This is a genomic window from Cobetia sp. MC34 (genome assembly GCF_018340035.1).
GTDB classification, from domain to species: domain Bacteria; phylum Pseudomonadota; class Gammaproteobacteria; order Pseudomonadales; family Halomonadaceae; genus Cobetia; species Cobetia amphilecti.
This window is the reverse complement of record NZ_JADPPY010000002.1, coordinates 1-17,769: the sequence shown is the minus strand read 5'-3', so window position 1 is coordinate 17,769 and position 17,769 is coordinate 1. Positions and strand designations below refer to the sequence as shown.

The 17,769-nt window shown below is 63.4% G+C and carries 15 protein-coding genes; 8 read left to right on the top strand and 7 right to left on the bottom strand.

Translation table 11 applies throughout. The annotated features are described in order from the left end of the window. Window positions 1-466 precede the first annotated feature (466 nt). From IZU87_RS01445 to preA, 4 genes are all read left to right on the top strand, one after another. Window positions 467-1,369, top strand: coding sequence for a nitrilase-related carbon-nitrogen hydrolase (locus IZU87_RS01445; RefSeq protein ID WP_213113461.1), 903 nt, complete (start codon window positions 467-469; stop codon window positions 1,367-1,369). Between the two features lie 84 nt (window positions 1,370-1,453). Next, window positions 1,454-2,896 carry a dihydropyrimidinase gene (gene hydA, locus IZU87_RS01440; RefSeq protein WP_213113460.1) on the top strand — a complete coding sequence of 481 codons (1,443 nt, stop codon included), beginning with the start codon at window positions 1,454-1,456 and terminating at the stop codon, window positions 2,894-2,896. A 206-nt stretch (window positions 2,897-3,102) separates the two neighbouring features. Continuing rightward, window positions 3,103-4,503: an NAD(P)-dependent oxidoreductase gene (locus tag IZU87_RS01435; protein WP_213113459.1), complete on the top strand. Its 1,401-nt coding sequence runs from the start codon at window positions 3,103-3,105 to the stop codon at window positions 4,501-4,503. Further along, complete coding sequence (gene preA / locus IZU87_RS01430; RefSeq protein WP_213113458.1) at window positions 4,503-5,867, top strand: NAD-dependent dihydropyrimidine dehydrogenase subunit PreA; 1,365 nt, start codon at window positions 4,503-4,505, stop codon at window positions 5,865-5,867. Before IZU87_RS01435 ends, preA begins: the two co-directional genes overlap by 1 nt. 160 nt (window positions 5,868-6,027) lie before the next feature. Here preA and IZU87_RS01425 read toward each other — a convergent pair whose 3' ends face one another. From IZU87_RS01425 to IZU87_RS01415, 3 genes are all read right to left on the bottom strand, one after another. Then, window positions 6,028-6,648 (bottom strand): TetR/AcrR family transcriptional regulator, encoded by a 621-nt coding sequence (locus IZU87_RS01425; protein WP_043333730.1) that lies wholly within the window; start codon window positions 6,646-6,648, stop codon window positions 6,028-6,030. A 170-nt stretch (window positions 6,649-6,818) separates the two neighbouring features. Next, window positions 6,819-8,027, bottom strand: a complete 1,209-nt coding sequence (locus tag IZU87_RS01420) for a CmpA/NrtA family ABC transporter substrate-binding protein (protein ID WP_166019765.1) — start codon at window positions 8,025-8,027, stop codon at window positions 6,819-6,821. Between the two features lie 50 nt (window positions 8,028-8,077). Then, a complete protein-coding gene (locus IZU87_RS01415) occupies window positions 8,078-8,653 on the bottom strand; it encodes an ANTAR domain-containing response regulator (protein WP_054555320.1) in 576 nt (191 codons plus the stop codon). Between the two features lie 562 nt (window positions 8,654-9,215). Between IZU87_RS01415 and IZU87_RS01410 the strand changes: the two genes are divergently transcribed. Continuing rightward, a complete protein-coding gene (locus tag IZU87_RS01410) occupies window positions 9,216-10,574 on the top strand; it encodes a NarK family nitrate/nitrite MFS transporter (protein WP_043333727.1) in 1,359 nt (452 codons plus the stop codon). A gap of 84 nt (window positions 10,575-10,658) precedes the next feature. Here IZU87_RS01410 and IZU87_RS01405 read toward each other — a convergent pair whose 3' ends face one another. The 3 genes from IZU87_RS01405 to dbpA all read right to left on the bottom strand — a co-directional run bounded on the left by IZU87_RS01405 (window position 10,659) and on the right by dbpA (window position 13,190). Further along, on the bottom strand, window positions 10,659-10,826 hold the full coding sequence (locus tag IZU87_RS01405) for a hypothetical protein (protein WP_166019763.1): 168 nt from the start codon (window positions 10,824-10,826) through the stop codon (window positions 10,659-10,661). Between the two features lie 139 nt (window positions 10,827-10,965). Beyond that, window positions 10,966-11,538, bottom strand: a complete 573-nt coding sequence (locus IZU87_RS01400) for a GNAT family N-acetyltransferase (protein ID WP_054555319.1) — start codon at window positions 11,536-11,538, stop codon at window positions 10,966-10,968. 251 nt (window positions 11,539-11,789) lie between these two features. Beyond that, window positions 11,790-13,190 (bottom strand): ATP-dependent RNA helicase DbpA, encoded by a 1,401-nt coding sequence (gene dbpA, locus IZU87_RS01395; RefSeq protein WP_043333726.1) that lies wholly within the window; start codon window positions 13,188-13,190, stop codon window positions 11,790-11,792. 1,096 nt (window positions 13,191-14,286) lie between these two features. Between dbpA and IZU87_RS01390 the strand changes: the two genes are divergently transcribed. Next, complete coding sequence (locus IZU87_RS01390; protein ID WP_213113457.1) at window positions 14,287-15,882, top strand: hypothetical protein; 1,596 nt, start codon at window positions 14,287-14,289, stop codon at window positions 15,880-15,882. 342 nt (window positions 15,883-16,224) lie between these two features. Here the strand turns inward: IZU87_RS01390 and IZU87_RS01385 are convergent, their stop codons facing one another. Further along, the gene (locus IZU87_RS01385; protein WP_043333725.1) at window positions 16,225-16,659 is read right to left on the bottom strand and encodes a hypothetical protein; all 435 of its coding nucleotides are present in this window, start codon (window positions 16,657-16,659) and stop codon (window positions 16,225-16,227) included. Window positions 16,660-17,055: 396 nt separating this feature from the next. Between IZU87_RS01385 and IZU87_RS01380 the strand changes: the two genes are divergently transcribed. Beyond that, window positions 17,056-17,601, top strand: a complete 546-nt coding sequence (locus IZU87_RS01380; RefSeq protein WP_213113456.1) for a hypothetical protein — start codon at window positions 17,056-17,058, stop codon at window positions 17,599-17,601. Next, window positions 17,579-17,769 (top strand): transposase (locus IZU87_RS01375; RefSeq protein WP_213113455.1); only part of this gene is annotated, 191 nt, incomplete at its 3' end. The genes IZU87_RS01380 and IZU87_RS01375, both read left to right, overlap by 23 nt.

The following is a 17,769-nucleotide window of genomic DNA, read 5'->3' as shown; positions in this document are numbered from 1 at the left end:
GACAAGCTGTGTTCGCGCCAACTGTCAGTATGGTCAGGTTCCAAGCTGGTGCAAGGCGGTCTTGCGCAATGCCCCCGCAAACGATCACAAGCCACTGTTGTGCATCGTCTTTTCCCTTGAAAATCACGTGAACCACGCTGATTCTGCAGGCACCACAATGGTGAAACATGGCCTTTTATTGAATAAAAACTCTTTGATAACAACAAGATAAATCCAAAAGACTTTATTTGACACTTCATCTTGCCGAACGCGGGAACACTGTCTAATGTTCATTAAGCTGACTGGTGAGACAGGATTTAAATCGGACCTTTCCTGACCCACGATGCCTGCCAGCGACATGCAGACTTGCCAGGCAGGCGGCGTGTTTTTCCTGGGGCCATTTCGCGCTATCCCTGCCCACCCGTTCAGTCCACCAGCACTCATTGAAGACAACAACAACCGGCGCCAAGCGCCCGATGAGGAAGACATGTCGAACGATTCCCGCATCTCCTATACCGAGGATGCCGGCAAGCTGCGCTGCGCCGTCATCCAGATGGGACTCAACGTCTCCACCGACCTCGAGCCCGCGCAGATCCGCGATGCCATGAACGAGGCCCACCTGCCGCTGATCGACCAGGCCGGTGAGGCAGGCGTCAAGATCCTGTGCTTCCAGGAAGTCTTCAATCAGCCCTATTTCTGCCCGAGCCAGGATGCCAAGTGGTATGCCGCCGCCGAGCGCGTGCCCGACGGCCCCACCGTCACCCTGATGCAGCAGTACGCGAAGAAGCATCAGATGGTGATCATCGTGCCCATCTACGAGGAAGTGCAGCCAGGGGTGTACTACAACACCGCCGCCGTCATCGATGCCGACGGCAGCTATCTGGGCAAGTATCACAAGACCCACATCCCGCAGGTGGCGGGCTTCTGGGAGAAATTCTTCTTCAAGCCGGGCAAATCCTACTGGCCGGTCTTCGACACCGCCTACGGGCGCATCGGCGTCTACATCTGCTACGACCGCCACTTCCCGGAAGGCTGGCGCGCATTGGCGCTCAACGGCGCCGAGATCATCTTCAATCCCTCCGCCACCGTCGCGGGCCTCTCCCAATACCTGTGGGAGCTGGAGCAGCCCGCCTCCGCCGCCGCCAATGGCTGCTACATCGCCGCCATCAACCGCGTCGGCCATGAACAGCCCTGGGATATCGGCGAGTTCTACGGCTCCTCCTACTTCGTGAATCCACGCGGCCAGATCGAAGCCCAGGCCAGCGCCACCGAGGATGAGCTGCTGATCCACGACCTCGACATGGCGATGGTGCGCGAGGTGCGCAACAACTGGCAGTTCTTCCGCGACCGTCGCCCGGACGCCTATACCCGCCTCACCGACGGCGAGTGACGGACAGACAACCAGCACGACAACAACAAGACGACCTGACACTCAATGCCGGACAAGGCCGCGCGATGCGGCCGGGAGAGATTCATGGCAATCCTGATCAAGGGCGGCAGCATCCAGACCCACGAAGAGCGCTACACCGCCGATGTGCTGTGTGACGGCGAGACCATCACCGCCATCGGCACCGACCTGGACGTCCCGGACGACTGCGAGGTGATCGACGCCAGCGGCTGTCTGGTGATGCCCGGCGGCATCGACCCGCACACCCACATGCAGCTGCCCTTCATGGGCACCGTGGCCAGCGAGGACTTCCAGACCGGCACCGCCGCGGCGCTGGCCGGCGGCACCACCATGATCATCGATTTCGTGATTCCCTCCCCGCAGCAGCCGCTGATGGAGGCCTATCACACCTGGCGCGAATGGGCCGAGAAGTCGTGCTGCGACTACAGCTTCCACGTCGCCGTCACCTGGTGGGACGAGAGTGTCAGTCAGGACATGGCGACGCTGGTCGCCGATTACGGCGTCAACAGCTTCAAGCACTTCATGGCCTACAAGAACGCCATCATGGCGCCGGACGACACCCTCGTCTCGAGCTTCGCGCGCTGTCTGGAACTGGGCGCGATTCCCACCGTGCATGCCGAGAACGGCGAGCTGGTCTACCACCTGCAGCAGAAACTGCTCGCCGACGGCATCACCGGCCCGGAGGCGCATCCGCTGTCACGCCCGCCGCAGGTCGAGGGCGAGGCCGCCAGCCGCGCCATCCGCATCGCCGGCACCCTGGGCACGCCGGTGTATCTGGTCCACGTCTCCACCGCCGATGCGCTGGAGGAGATCCGCTACGCCCGCGAGCACGGTCAGCCGGTCTACGGCGAGGTGCTGGCAGGCCATCTGCTGATCGATGAAGAGGTCTATCAGAACAAGAGCTGGGAATTCGCGGCCGGCCACGTGATGAGCCCGCCGTTCCGTTCGCTGGAGCATCGTCAGGCACTGTGGGGCGGCATCCAGTCCGGAGACCTGCAGACCACCGCCACCGATCACTGCTGCTTCTGCGCCGAGCAGAAGGAGATGGGCAAGGACGACTTCTCGAAGATTCCCAACGGCACCGCCGGGGTCGAGGACCGCATGGCGATGCTGTGGCACGAAGGCGTCAATACCGGGCGCTTCTCCGCCGAGGACTTCGTCGGCCTAACCTCCACCAACGCCGCCAAGATCTTCAATCTCTATCCGCGCAAGGGTGCGATCCGCGTCGGCAGCGACGCCGATATCGTGGTCTGGGACCCCAATGCCAAACGCACCATCTCGGCCAAGACCCACCACCAGAACATCGACTTCAACATCTTCGAAGGCCGCACCGTCAAGGGCATTCCGCGCCACACCATCAGCCGCGGCGACTGGGCATGGCGCGATGGCGAACTGCATGCCAAGCGCGGCCACGGCCAGTATGTCGAGCGTCCGGCCTACCCCAGCGTGTTCGACCAGCTAAAGGCCCGCGCCGAGAGCAACGTCGTCAGCGCCGTGGATCGCAGCTGACGGTCGGCGAACAGCCCACCCGAGACCAGTACGACACGGCTGAGACCAGTACGGCACGACTGAACGACGGCCTGGCGGCGCACCTGACGCGCTGCCGGTCCCTTGGCACTGCCAAACAAGCCGCTGCCAACCAAGAAGCGCAACCCGACTCGCCTGCAAGACCAACAACAACGACCCCGCGCCTGAGCGCGGGCAGGAGCCACACCGTGACCACATCCTCCACTCCTTCCCACTGGGCCCCGAGCGGGCTCGCGGAAGAGGCGCTGAGTGCGCGTTTCACAGACCTGCATCCGGCGCTCAGCAAGCGCCAGGCCTTCATCGAGAGCTCGCGCTGTCTGTACTGCTACGATGCACCCTGCATCAAGGCCTGCCCGACCAGCATCGACATCCCGACCTTCATTCGCCGTATCCACGATGACAATCTCGAAGGCGCCGCCAGCGAGATTCTCGATGCCAATATCCTCGGTGGCAGCTGCGCCCGCGTCTGCCCCACCGAGATCCTCTGCGAGCAGTCCTGCGTGCGCAATCAGGGCGATGAGTGCCAGCCGGTGCTGATCGGCCTGCTGCAGCGACATGCGCTGGACAACGCCCAGTTCGAAGCCCATCCGTTCACGCGTGGCGCCACCACCGGCCGGCGTATCGCGGTGGTCGGCGCCGGGCCTGCTGGGCTTTCCTGCGCCCATCGCCTGGCACGTTTCGGCCACGACGTGGTGATCTTCGAGGCCGAGGAAAAGGCCGGCGGCCTCAACGAATACGGCATCGCCCGCTACAAGCTGACCGATGACTTCGCCGCCCGCGAAGTCGAATTCCTGCTCGAGATCGGCGGCATCGAGATCCGCCACGGTCAGCGCCTCGGCGACAACCTGGCACTGGCCTCCCTGACACGCGAATTCGACAGCGTCTTCCTGGGCCTCGGGCTTGGTACCAGCCATGCCCTCGGCCTGACCGGCGAGGATACCAGCGGCCTGATGGCGGCCACCGACTTCATCAAGGTGCTGCGTCAGAGTGGCGAATTGAACGCCCTCGCGGTGCCCAGACACGCCGTGGTGATCGGTGCCGGCAACACCGCCATCGATATCGCGGTGCAGGCCAAGCGCCTCGGCGCGCAGACGGTGGACCTGGTCTATCGGCGTGGCGAGGAGCAGATGTCCGCTACCCATCACGAGCAGGAAATCGCGCGCGCCAATGGCGTGATGATCCACACCTGGGCGCGCCCGCTGGCGATCGATGTGGCAAACGATAGTGGTAGAAGCGAAGAAGGTGATGACGCCGCGCTCAGCGCGATGCAGTTCGCGCGCACGCGGGTCGAGGATGGCCGCCTCGTCGATACCGGCGAGACCTTCACGCTGGCCTGCGATGGGGTCTTCACCGCCATCGGTCAGGGCTTCGATGACGCGAGCCTGAGCGACGTCCATGCCGCAGGGCTGGCCCGCGAGGGGGCCAGGATAGAGGTGGACGAGATGCTGCGCACCAGTCTGCCCGGCGTCTATGCCGGCGGTGACTGCATCGCCCGCGGGCAGGACCTGACCGTTCAAGCCGTCGCCCACGGCAAGCTGGCCGCCGAGGCCATCCATCACGATCTGATGCTCAAGGTGGAGGCCGCCTGATGACCATTCATACCCCGCTCAATGATGACAACGCCCGCCCGGCAGGTGCTGGTTCAAGTTCTTCAGCGGCTGGCGATCACGTCGCCAGCTACAAGGCCGATCTGTCGGTCAACTTCGCCGGCATCCGCGCCCCCAACCCCTTCTGGCTGGCCAGCGCCCCGCCCACCGACAAGGCCTACAACGTGGTACGCGCCTTCGAGGCCGGCTGGGGTGGCGTGGTCTGGAAGACCCTCGGCGAAGACCCGGCCGCGGTGAACGTCTCCTCCCGCTACTCGGCGCACTATGGCCCGAACGGCGAGGTCAGCGGTTTCAACAACATCGAACTGATCACCGACCGCTCGCTGGAGATCAACCTGCGCGAGATCACCCAGGTCAAGAAGGACTGGCCGGACCGCGCGCTGATCGTCTCGCTGATGGTGCCGTGTGAGGAGGAGGCCTGGAAGACAATCCTGCCGCAGGTCGAGGCCACCGGCTGTGACGGCATCGAACTCAACTTCGGCTGCCCCCACGGCATGCCGGAACGCGGCATGGGCGCGGCGGTGGGCCAGGTGCCGGAGTATGTCGAGCAGGTCACGCGCTGGTGCAAGACCTACAGCTCGCTGCCGGTGATCGTCAAACTGACCCCCAACATCACCGACGTGCGTGAACCAGCCAAGGCCGCCTGGCGGGGTGGCGCCGATGCCGTCTCGCTGATCAACACCATCAACTCCATCACCCATCTGGATCTCGACCGCATGGTCGCGCATCCCATCGTCGGTGACCGCAGCACCCACGGCGGCTATTGCGGCAGCGCCGTGAAGCCCATCGCGCTGAACATGGTGGCCGAGATAGCGCGCACGCCGGAAACCGCCAATCTGCCGATCTCCGGCATCGGCGGCATCTCCAACTGGGAAGATGCCGCGGAATTCATCGCCCTCGGCGCGGGCAGCGTGCAGGTGTGCACGGCGGCGATGCTGCACGGCTTCCGTATCGTCGAGGAGATGAAGGATGGCCTGGGGCGTTGGATGGACAGCAAGGGCTATCAGCGTATCGATGAATTCTCGCGCGCGGCGGTGCCCAACACCACCGACTGGAAGCAGCTGGACATGAACTATCAGGTGATCGCCCGCATCGACCAGGACAAGTGCATCGGCTGCGGACGCTGTTACATCGCCTGCGAGGACACCTCGCACCAGGCCATCATGCATCTGGCCAAGGACAACGGCACCGCCCGCTATGAGGTAAAGGACGCCGACTGCGTGGGCTGCAACCTGTGCGAGATCACCTGCCCGGTCGAGGACTGCATCACCATGGAAGTGCAGGACACCGGCAAGCCATACATGAACTGGATGGAGGACCCACGCAATCCGCATCGCGCGGCCTGATCGTCTGGTGCTCCTTTGATCGCGGGGCGCAGGTAGCAATAGATGGGAACCAAAAAAGGGGCTGCCAGCAATGGCAGCCCCTTCCTCATTGGCCTGATGACCCACCAATGATGACCATGATTAGCTTCATGATAACAAAACCATGAAGTCACCTGCTGGCTCAGGCGGACAAACCGACGCCCTTCAGCAGCACCCGCGTGACGTTCTGCACCGCCTGTTCGAATTCCCGATCACTCAGCGCCTTGCCCTGATTGAGCACCGCGATCTGATGATCGAAGTCGGCGTAGTGCTGGGTGCTGGCCCAGATCATGTACAGGTAGGCGGAGGCATCGACGTTGTCGATGCGGCCCTCGCCGATCCACTGGCGCAGGCGTGACTTCTTCATCTCGGCCCACTCGTCGAGCCACACCGTCAGCTCTTCGCCCAGCACCGGCGCACCCTGCATGATCTCGCTGGCCCACACCTTGGAGCCATAGGGGCGCTGGCGCGAGTGCATCATCTTGGCGCGAATGTAGGTGGAGAGCACCAGCTGCGGGTCGTCGTAGGCCTCGAAGCACAGCGCATCTTCCTTCCACAGCGCCAGCAGGCCATCGAGCACCGCGCGATACAGCGCTTCCTTGGTGCTGAAGTAGTAATGCAGATTGGACTTGGGCAGCTCTACCTCGGCGGCAATATCGACCATGCTGGCGCCGACATAGCCCTTGAGAGCGAAGATCTTTTCGGCGGCGAGCAGGATGCGGCCGACATTATCCTTGCGAATCTGAGACTTGCGAGTGGTCATGCGATCCCCTGACGCGGTGCTGGCAGTGCGATGAGAATATCACAACCGCACTGCCAACATGTCTGAGCCGTCAGGTTTGCCCTGTCATCCGGCAAAGGAGATGGCGACTTCTCTGCAAGTGCCGTGCAATCCCGCGCCAGCGCGGACCGGCAAGGACCGCGCCCGCGACGTCACTCGAAGACCGCGCCATCGATGAAGCCATCCGCCGGCATCGGCACCTGGCCCGCCTCGCCGCTCAGCCACCAGGGCGCCGGGTGCGTGCCTTCGCTGCGCTCATCCGCCACCGGCACCACCATGCCCAGCTTGCGGGCCGCCGTGCGGTAGAGGTCCGGGCGCACACAACGTGTCAGCGTCGCCTCGAGATCCTCGTCATTGAAGCCCTGCAGATGCCCCCAGCGCTGCATCTGGGCGATGTACCAGCGCGTCTGGGAACGCCACGGGAAGTTGGCTGCGTAGCGATGGAAGATGGTCCAGCCGGGGTTGTGCTGCTGAAACTCCTCCACCGACTGCTCGACATCGACATCCTCCAGCCCGCGTGTCACCACGCTCATCGGCACCTCCGGCATGCCCTCGTCGTGCAGCCACTCGGCGGCTTTCGCCCGATTGCCGGGGCGGTCCAGCCAGGCGCAGGCATTGAGCAGCGCGCGAATCAGCGCCTGATGCGCCAGCGGATGCTGCTCCGCCCAGTCCTCGCGCACGCCCAGCACCTTTTCCTGCCCGAAGCGCCAGATATCGTGACTGCCCGCCACCACCTGCCCCATGCCCTGCGCCGCCGCCAGGCTGTTCCAGGGCTCACCGACACAGAAGCCATCCAGCGCACCGCTGGCCAGCTGCGCCGCCATCAGCGGCGGCGCCACGGCGCGCATCTCGACGTCGCGGTCCGGATTGATGCCGCCCGCCGCCAGCCAGTAGCGCAACAGATAACGATGCGAGGAGAACGGGTGCACGCTGGCCAGCTTGAGCAGTGGCTCGCCACGCTGCTTGCGCTCGCGCACATGCGCCGCCAGCGCCTTCGCGACCTGCAACGGACTGGAGAGGTCGTGGCCGTCCTCGCCGAGGGTGGCCATCAGCGCGCGCGACAGCGTGATGGAGTTGCCGCCCAGGTTGAGCGTCATGGCACTGATCACCGGCGTGGCGCGGCCATCCAGGCCCAGGGTCGAGGTCAGCGGCATCAGCGCCAGCATCTGCGCCCCCTGCAGCACACCGGTCTGCAGGTCATCACGCAACGCCGCCCACGAGGGTTGCCACTTGAGTGTCACCGCCAGCCCCTCCTCGCGGAAAAGCCCCAACTGCTCAGCGACCACGAAGGGCGCGGCATCATTGAGTGGCATCAGGCCCAGCGTCAGCTGATGGCCATTCAGGGGTACATCTGTGGGCATCACGCACACCTCTTGAACGATCGAGAGAGAAGGACAGTACGGCGACCGGCTCAGCGCCGACGCGCGGCCTTGAGCAGCTCATCGGCCAGCTCATGCAGGGCCAGGCGCCGGTTCATGGCGGTCTTGCGCAGGTATTGATAGGCGGCATCTTCACTGAGCCCGCGCGTCTCCATCACCACGGCCTTGGCGCGATCGACGCTGCGCCGCTGCACCAATGTGGTCTGGGTACGGTTGAGCTCCCCCTTGAGCGCACGGTGCGCCTCGAAGCTGGTGATGGCGACCTCGACCATGCTGCGCACCATCGCTGGCATGACGTGGTCCACCACATAGGCCGAGACACCGGCGCCGGCCGCCTCACGCACGAGGTCCGGGGCATCTTCACTGGCCAGCATGATCATCGGCTTGGGATAGCGTCGCCCCAGCTGGCCGAGATGCTCCAGGGTGTCGCGGCTGGGCAGGTCGGCGTCGATGATCACCGCATCGGGTTGATGCTGCTCGACCAGCGCGTGCAGGTCCTCGTGCTCGTCAACGCGCAGCGCCACCTCGAAGCCGGCGCTCAATAGCGCCTGCTCCAGCGCGGCGGAGCGCTCACTGCGGACATCGACGATCAGCACGGTCACGGGCATGTCAGGTTTCCTTGGGTCGGGCATGAGACTTGCCGTACACCCAAGCAGGATTCGTGCCGCAATCTGGTGCAACCCTGCGGCCAAAGGCCTTCAGAGCGGCCGAGCCGAAAGCGTCGCTGCACTGCAATGAGGCACGCGCCTTGCCGACCCTCCCAGCGCCATCTGCGTGCGCCAGACTGGTACCTCGCGCCTTGCTGACGCACCGCCAGCGCGCATCGAGCGCGCGTCCAGCCTGGGACACGGCCTGCGCGTGCCAACCCACCGCCCTCGCCAAGCCATTGATCTTCTGGGACTTGTCCCGCCCACACCCCCGCAACTGGCGCGCTACTTGCTTTGTTCCTGTCACTTGCCGCACAGACGCTCTGCTGCCGGCAACCATGGCATCACCGACTGCTGCCATCGCTATCCATGACGTGGACCAGGCTCTTCGGAGTACGAGTGCGTCGAACCAGGCCCCTCAATGACGAGGCGCCCTTGCTGTCGTTCATTCACAGCCGTTCGACCACTCGCCGAGCACACCTGACCTCGTGCCCGGCACCGACGCTGAATCAGGAGCCCACTCATGGATATCCGCAACAAGGCCAGCCGCATCCGGCTGTTCAGCTTCAACACCCCGCAAATGCGCGCCTTCCACATGTCGTGGTTCGCCTTCCACGTCTGCTTCTTCGGCTGGTTCGGCATCGCGCCGCTGATGGCCGTGGTGCGTGACGACCTCGGCCTGACCAAGACCCAGATCGGCAACACCATCATCGCCTCCGTCGCCATCACGGTGATCGTGCGTCTCGCCATCGGCGTGCTGTGTGATCGCATCGGGCCACGCAAGGCCTACACCTGGCTGCTGTGCCTCGGCTCGCTGCCGGTGATGTGCATCGGCTTCGCCGACAGCTTCGAATCCTTCTTCCTGGCCCGCCTGGCCATCGGTGCCATCGGCGCCTCCTTCGTCATCACCCAGTACCACACCTCCGTGATGTTCGGCCCCAACGTGGTCGGCACCGCCAACGCCACCACCGCGGGCTGGGGCAACCTGGGCGGCGGCACCACCCAGATGCTGATGCCGCTGGTGATGGCCGGCCTGCTGATGCTGGGCGTCGAGCAGACCCTGGGCTGGCGTCTGGCGATGGTCGTGCCGGGCATCGTGCTGTTCCTGACCGGTATCGCCTACTACTTCTTCACCCAGGATGCGCCGGACGGCAACTTCAGCGAGCTGCGTGAGCGTGGTGAGCTGCCCAAGGCCGAGAAGGAATACAGCATGCGCGCCACCTTCGGCGCGGCGGCACGCGACATCCGTGTCTGGGCCCTGTTCCTCGTCTATGGCGCCTGCTTCGGGGTCGAGCTGACCATCAACAACGTCGCCGCCATCTACTTCTTCGATCACTTCGATCTCGATCTTGCCACCGCCGGTCTCATCGCGGGCCTGTTCGGCCTGATGAACCTGTTCGCCCGCACCCTGGGCGGCGTGTTCTCCGACCTGTTCGCCCGCCAGTCCGGCCTCAAGGGCCGCGTGCGCTGGCTGTTCATCGCGCTGCTGTGTGAAGGCGTGGCGCTGGTCGGCTTCGCCCAGATGGAAACCCTCGCGGTGGCCATCGGCATCATGCTGGTCTTCAGCCTCTTCGTGCAGATGGCGGAAGGCGCGACCTTCGGTATCGTGCCCTTCGTCAATCGCAAGGCACTCGGCGCGGTCGCCGGTATCGTCGGTGCGGGCGGCAACGCAGGCGCGGTCGCCGCGGGCTTCCTGTTCCGCAGTGAGGAGCTGACCTACCAGGAAGGCCTGATGTACCTGGGCATGGGCGTGATCGTGATCTCGCTGTTCGCGCTGCTGGTGCGTTTCAGCGCCGCCACCGAAGCCGAGGAAAGCCGCGCCTACGACGCCGCCGTCGCGGACCGCAAGCAGCAGAGCGAGCAACAGCCTGCCTCGGCATAAGCGGACTTCCTTCTCCCCTAGCCTTCTTGTGTCTGGCGACAGCTCAGGTCAGCGGCGACTCATCGCAGCGCTGGCAGCCGAGCCTCAGCTATCGGTGGCGTTCTCGACGCTATCACCGGCTTCCTCGACGGCGTTGTCCATCTTCTCACCGGCCTTCTCCATCGGACCTTCGTCCTCGCAACCGGCGAGCGACAGGCCACCGAGACCGAGCATGGCAATCATCAGCGAACTACCCAGAGTCTTGAGCTTCATGATGTCTCTCCTTGAATCATCGGTCGGAATGACGCGACAGCTGCCATCACACTCAGGCTGCCACGTGGTGTTACCCATGACATGGAGCGGGAGCCTTGTCGTTTCAAGGGTCACGCAACGCCGAGTTGCCTGTTGCTGATCAAATACCAAGCTCAGAGAAGGTATCGGGAAACTGCACTTCACCGCCCAGCCCCTCCAGATAGTCCGGCAGCAGCTCGAAGGCGACGAAGGAACCCGGCACGTCGTCATGATGGCAGTAGAGCCCGTAATGACACGCCGGATGAAAGCCCAGATGGGTATAGAAATCCGCATGGCCTGCCGCCACCACGGCCCCCGCCCCGAGCAGCCGACAGCGCTTGACCGCCGAGATCACCAGTCGCTTGCCGATGCCGTGACGCTGATGCTGGGGCAGCACCGCCAGCGGCGCCAGCGCCATCAGCACGCGGTCCGGGTAGCCGGAAAGCTCCACGCGCGACACCATCACATGCCCCAGCAGGCCGCCCTCGCCTTCACTGAGATGGCGGCCGGTCTCCGGGTCGGTGACACGCTCGGCCACCAGCGAGATCTGCGCCAGATTGCCTCGACGCAATCTGTCACCCAGGCGCGCTTCACGATGGCCGGCAAAGACGGATTCATGAATGCGGTAGATGCGCTCATGATCAATGAGACGTTCTTCACGAATGCGAAGATTATCGACGGCGTTGGCAGTCATCACGAGGTACCGGATCAGCGCCCTGATGGTCAGGGACGTTACCTCAAGCTTAGCCACCGCCCGCAGCGGCTGCGAGCGTCAATCTGCTGCTCAAAAAGCACGATGCCCGCCGTGGTGGCGGGCATCGCTTGGGGTGATATCAAGGTCGCATGGCAGATGAAAACCCTGGTTCAGTCCCTCTCAGGGTTCTCGCCGATACCGGTCAGACACGTCGCGGACACTGCTCGAGCATCGCGCCGACGCTGCCCGCCTCAGCTCTTGAGACGACGCGCGCGGAAGGAGCGCCCCTTGAGCTTGCCGTTCATCAGCTGGGTGAGTGCCGACTTGGCGACATCACGCTCCACGGCGAGGAAGGTGGTCCGCGCCAGTACCTTGATCTTGCCGATCTTGCTGCCTTCCAGGCCGCCGTCACCGGTCAGAGCGCCGAGGATGTCGCCGGGACGCAGCTTGTCCTTCTTGCCGCCGTCGATCTGCAGCGTCGCCATGCGCGCATGGAACGGCTCGCGCGTCAGCATGCTTTTCGAGGGCAGCGGCTCGGCTTCCAGCGTCTGCTCGAGGAATTCACCCAGCTTGGTCAGACGATAGTCTTCCTTCTCGGTGTACAGCGTGCAGGCGATGCCGGAGCTGCCGGCACGGCCGGTACGCCCGACACGGTGCACGTGAGCGTCGAGATCACGCGCGATCTCGTAGTTGAACACCGCGTCCAGCGCTTCGATATCCAGCCCGCGCGCCGCGACGTCAGTGGCCACCAGAATCGAGGTGCTCTTGTTGGCGAACATCACCAGTGTCTGGTCGCGCTCGCGCTGTTCGAGATCACCGTGCAGCGCCATGGCACTGAAGCCGTGCTCATTGAGCGCGTCGCTGACTTCCTGCGCCTGGCGCTTGGTGTTGCAGAACACCACGCTGGATTCCGGGCGGTACTTGAGCAGCAGGATACGCAGCGCCTCGAAGCGCGCCTCGTCATCGGCGACACGGTGAAACAGCTGACGGATGCTGCTGTCATCGTGGGTGGAGGCCACCTCGATGCTGACCGGATCACGCAGCATGCGCTCGGCGATCGGACGCACGCCATCGGCGAAGGTCGCGCTGAACAGCAGCGTCTGACGCTCTTCCGGGGTCTCGGCGACGATGGCATCCAGCACCTCGGCGAAGCCCATGTCGAGCATGCGGTCGGCTTCATCCAGCACCAGGGTATTGAGCTCGACCAGGCTCAGGCTGCCCTTGCGCAGGTGCTCATCCACGCGCCCCGGCGTGCCGACGATGATATGCGCGCCGTGTTCCAGCGAGCCCAGCTGCGGGCCGAAGGGCGCGCCGCCGCACAGAGTCAGCACCTTGACGTTGTGCAGGCCGCGCGCCAGACGACGGATCTCGCCGGCGACCTGATCGGCCAGCTCACGCGTCGGGCACAGCACCAGTGACTGCACACGGAAGCGCGAGACCTTGAGGCGTGACAGCAGCCCCAGGCCGAAGGCAGCGGTCTTGCCGGAGCCGGTCTGGCCCTGGGCGATGACATCGCGGCCTTGCAGCATCGGCGGCAGGCTCTGCGCCTGAATCGGCGTCATGGTGTGATATTCGAGCGTGGCGAGGTTGTCGAGCAGCTCGGGCGCCAGCGCCAGAGAGGCAAAGGCAGGGGTGGCGGTGGCGTCAGTCACGGGGACATTCCTTCAATCGATGAACAGGCACGAGCCGAACGGGCTTACGCGCGGGCGCAGAGCATAGCAGAGCGTGGCCACTAACGCCTGCCACGGATGCCAGCACCTGATACCGGCTCCCCAGGCGAGATAGCCTTTTTGAGCAACGCCCTCTCTTGCCCGCCAGACTCACCTCTCAGCACACCGTATGAGCCAGCTCGAATGTGACTCAACTCAAAGCATGATTTTCGTCACGACAGGATTCGATTCCCGCCAAATATCATTTATTAATTATCGTTAATTAAACAAAATGGCCAACGGTCAGTTGGCATGTCACGAAATCCAATTTCAGTCGGTGGCTGAGTCGCTGCATATTTCACGCCGTGCATTTCCTGCAGCGCACTTCACGAAAATGGCGCCGACATTCGTGACGGGATAATCATCAAGACGTTCTTGTTATCTGCCTCAGACTATCAGTGCCAATGACACACCAGGATTGGCGCATACCGAGATGGGCCCACCCCCATACCGGGTATGAGGAATGCCACCTCTCATCAGTGATGTGCTGCTGGATACCGCTCGGCTACCGCAGCGGTGCCGCTGCGCGCCCAGAGGCTCCATCTGAATCGATGTCATGAATATCAATGACTTGCAGATAGCGAAATGCTGTCCGTGCCGCACAGGCGTTTTCAATCTCGGGGTGGTCTCCCGAATTGGATCGTTGCAAGCGTACTGACAGCTCGTGCGAAGCCGGTCATCACGCTGGTCATGAAAACGGTCATCAAGCCCGGCGCAAGGCACAGGTCGCCGGCACTCAGAACCGGCACTCAGAACCGGCAACACCATGGAAACAGCATTGACGTGAATCCGGCAGCTTCATTGCCGCAATGCACGGCATAACGCGCATGCAAGTTGCTGTAATAGCACGTCAAAGAGCAAATGATATCGCACGGACAGGCGATCTTTGCCACCCGCAACACCACGGTCACCGCTGCCCCGACAACAGGGGAGCAGCAATAGAGCGGCGCAGTCTTCAAGCCGCCAGCTGTCAGAGGGGGTCACACCTCTCTACCGAAACAGCCACAAGATGTCACTACGACCCAGGGAGCAAGACGACATGAAGGACCTCTCAAGAATCACGGGCTACGGATGTATCGTGGCCGGTGTCGGCCCGGCAGGCATGGGATTTCTGTTCAATGCCCTCAAGACAGGCCAGATCACGACACTGGCCCGCCACGGACTGTTGATTCTCGATGCCGGCGGCACCCACGCCAGCGGCAAGCTTGGCGCAGGTCGGCTGGGCGAATATCGCATCACCGCCAACTCGGTCGGCGATGTGTTCCTCGACTGCCTGCGCGACCCGGCGCTCGCCGACGTGCTGGCCCCGCTCGAAGGCGAACCCTGCCTGGAGCGAATCCGGGCCGATCCCTACTCCTCCCCGCGACTCGATGAGATCGGCGAGCTGCTGGAAGCCGCCAGTGCCCTGGTATTGGCGCACATCACCGCCCTGCCGGGCGTCGAGATGTGGTGCGGCACCAGCCTGGACACGCTGCAGTACCTCGACGGCACCAGCATTCTGACCCTCTCACATGAACCGGAAGTGGCCCAGCGCACGTCGCGACTGCGCACCGAGAATCTGGTGCTCAATCTGGGCGGCCAGCAGTGCCCGGAGCGATTGACCCAGAGCCTCCACCGTCAGGGACTGACACCGTCGCGGCGCGCACGCATCTACAGCGGCGACGAGCTGTTGCGCATGCCGCCGGGACAGCTGCGCAGCCTGCTGCTGCCGCGCCTGCGCCGTGGTGGTCGCGTCTGCGTGGTGGGTGGCTCGCACAGCGCCTTCTCGATGCTCGACGTGCTGGCCGACGCGCTGCGCAATACCCGCGTCAAGGAGATCACCCTGCTGCATCGCTCGCCGATTCGGCTGTTCTTCGAGAACGCCGAAGAAGCGCGCGCCGCAGGCTATCACTACGATACCGAGCGCGATGTGTGCCCGATCAGCGGTCGCATCAACCGTTCCGGCGGGCTGCGCTACCGGGCACTGGCCATCGGCCAGGAAATTCTGGCCACCGGCCGCATCGAAGAGTGCGCGATGGACATCCAGCTGGTACAGACCGGCCCCGGCAGTGCCCAACGCCTGGAACTGGCCAGCGAAGTGCTCGCCGACGCGCCCATCGTGGTGCAGTGCAACGGCTATCAGCCGATTCTGCCCATCATCAGCGACGCCCATCATCAGCCCATCACGTTGCGTGAAGTGAATGGCGGGCTGGATTCCGATGCCAACGGCAACCCCTGCGACATCCACGGCCAGCGTCTTGCAGGCCTCTACATGTTCGGGCTGGGCGCCGGTCTTGCCGTCGACCCGACGCTGGGCAGTGAAGCCTCCTTCGATGGCCGCATCTACGGCGTCTGGCAGTTCCACAATCACGCCAGCCTGCCGGCCCTCCACGCCATCATCGCGCGCAACGCCAGTGACGACGCACTCGGCAGCGACACTGCTCACTCCGTCGATCAGGTGATCGCCAGCGATCGCGGCATGGCCAGCGTCAGCGGCAGTGGAATGACCAGCGAAAAGACCATCGCAAACAGTGTCGTCAGTGAGAAAGCCAGCGCGGAGAGTCTCGCACAGGCGAGCGAAGCCGAGGAGTTCTCCAGCGCCCTCAAGGTGCTGAGTGACTCACTGGGCCTGCAGCAGAAATCCCGCATGGCGTAGCAAGGCATGGCGTGACCTGAGCAAGCACAGTGCTGCCTGTGGGCCTTGCCATCAGATGATTACGTAATGCCGGTTATGGAGCACAGAAGAAGCCATCATGGGCCTTACCACCTGTAAATAATCCAAATCATTGCCTTTTGGATAAGAACAACAAGAAATAACACATAACGACGCTGGAGCCCCAACTCTCCCCGGCGCAAGCAAGAAAGGCCACACGCAGACGCACGATGGCGATACCTCCCCACACAAAAGCGCCGCCCGGGCATGTCCCGAGCGGCGCTTTTGTGTGTCATCTCAGCAAGAGCTTTGGCCGAACCTTGCAGCCAGCTCGGCCGCGGTCACTTAGCGTGCCGCTTCTTCCTCAAGACGCGCCTGCTTGCCACCGAGGGTGAAGCAGGTGTCGATCTCGCGCAGCATGAACAGCGCGACACAGGCGGCCAGCATCGGCCAGGCGGCGAAGAACAGCAGGTGATCGAACGGGTCCAGATACTGCTTGAAGGCAGAGAAGGTAGACCCGGCGTGCAGCAACAGCACCAGACCGTAGGTGAGGGTCTTCTTCACGCCGGTGACGAACAGCAGCAACAGCACCATCTCGATGACGGCAATCGCGATGACGATGCCCTCACCCATGCCACCGATGGCATAGAACTTCTCGAAGATGGCGGCGGCGTGGCCAGGATTGAAGAACTTGTCCAGTGTCCACATCGTGATCACGAGGAAGACCCCGAGGCGCAGCAGCAACAGGGAAATGCGGATTCGATCGGCGTACTTCGTCATGTCAATTCTCTCCAGGGGGAATGGGCCAGCGCTGCAACGCAGCAGGCACGTACTGCTGTGTACGCACGAAGTGGCCGCCTGGTTGCATCGATTGATGATTTTTCTCGCAAAATTAATCACTTGGCAGCGTAATCCCACCTCGCGTCCCTTGGCGCAAACGCCTGCCGCATCGAAGGTTTTAGCGCCCTCAAGCTGCCATTGTTGGGCAAAACAGCAGCAGTGACTGCCGCGCAAGAGGCGCTGACTCTCCCGCCATCCAACACTCTGCCTTTCTCGCTGTCTGATCCATCAGTGGCTAGCGCCTTTGCTGCCTCGCCCTGACCTTTGTCCCTAGACCCTAGACCCTAGACCCTCGACCGGCCTGCCGGTTCGCCCTTCGCGCTGGAGTTTATCCACATGGCCTCCAAGACTGATCACCCGTCTGCTTGTGCGTCGTCAGACGCTTCAATGCCGGGCTCTTCCACCCAGCTCTCTCCTGCGCTGCGCCGCTGGCGAGCGCCCGGACCTGGCCACTCGCACCTGCCGCCACGCATTGCCAAGGCGCGCTTTCCGGTCTTGAGCGCCCAACTGCTGGCGCATGCCGCGCGCATTGCAGCAGAACGCGAGCGCGGCGAGATTCTCGACTACGCCTGTGCCATGAGTGCGGTGCCGACGGTGATTCAGGAGATCTGGCTGGCCAGTGGCGAGCTTGAGACATTCGCATTACGCGAAGGCATCCAGATCGAGAGCCTGGCGGAGCTGCTGGGTGAGCACACTCCGCCTGACAGCCCCGCCACCGCTGCACAAAGTGGCGTGCCAGCGCGGGTCGTGAGGCCCCTTGATACTTTCGACTGGCTGCATCTGGCGCTGGAGCAGCTGTTGCAGATACACCCTATCTGCCAGCGTAGTTGTCACCTAAACGGATTGAGAGGTGATCAACGTGCGTTATTCCACAGAGCGTAAGGAAGCCATCCTCAAGAAGATGGCGCCGCCTATGAGCATGACCATCCCGGAATTGGCCAAACAGGAAGGCATCACTGCAACAACCCTCTACAATTGGCGGAAACAGGCCAGAGAGCGAGGACAAGTTTTGCCATCACGTTCCACCCAGCCCGACCAGTGGACCAGCCA

Bases quoted from the DNA above. Each gene is read 5' to 3' on its own strand.
- IZU87_RS01410 (WP_043333727.1), top strand. From the start codon at position 9,216: ATGGATATCCGCAACAAGGCCAGCCGCATCCGGCTGTTCAGCTTCAAC.
- IZU87_RS01390 (WP_213113457.1), top strand. From the start codon at position 14,287: ATGAAGGACCTCTCAAGAATCACGGGCTACGGATGTATCGTGGCCGGT.
- preA (WP_213113458.1), top strand. From the start codon at position 4,503: ATGACCATTCATACCCCGCTCAATGATGACAACGCCCGCCCGGCAGGT.
- IZU87_RS01405 (WP_166019763.1), bottom strand. From the start codon at position 10,826: ATGAAGCTCAAGACTCTGGGTAGTTCGCTGATGATTGCCATGCTCGGT.
- IZU87_RS01380 (WP_213113456.1), top strand. From the start codon at position 17,056: ATGGCCTCCAAGACTGATCACCCGTCTGCTTGTGCGTCGTCAGACGCT.
- IZU87_RS01425 (WP_043333730.1), bottom strand. From the start codon at position 6,648: ATGACCACTCGCAAGTCTCAGATTCGCAAGGATAATGTCGGCCGCATC.
- hydA (WP_213113460.1), top strand. From the start codon at position 1,454: ATGGCAATCCTGATCAAGGGCGGCAGCATCCAGACCCACGAAGAGCGC.
- IZU87_RS01445 (WP_213113461.1), top strand. From the start codon at position 467: ATGTCGAACGATTCCCGCATCTCCTATACCGAGGATGCCGGCAAGCTG.
- IZU87_RS01400 (WP_054555319.1), bottom strand. From the start codon at position 11,538: ATGACTGCCAACGCCGTCGATAATCTTCGCATTCGTGAAGAACGTCTC.
- IZU87_RS01385 (WP_043333725.1), bottom strand. From the start codon at position 16,659: ATGACGAAGTACGCCGATCGAATCCGCATTTCCCTGTTGCTGCTGCGC.
- IZU87_RS01420 (WP_166019765.1), bottom strand. From the start codon at position 8,027: ATGCCCACAGATGTACCCCTGAATGGCCATCAGCTGACGCTGGGCCTG.
- IZU87_RS01415 (WP_054555320.1), bottom strand. From the start codon at position 8,653: ATGCCCGTGACCGTGCTGATCGTCGATGTCCGCAGTGAGCGCTCCGCC.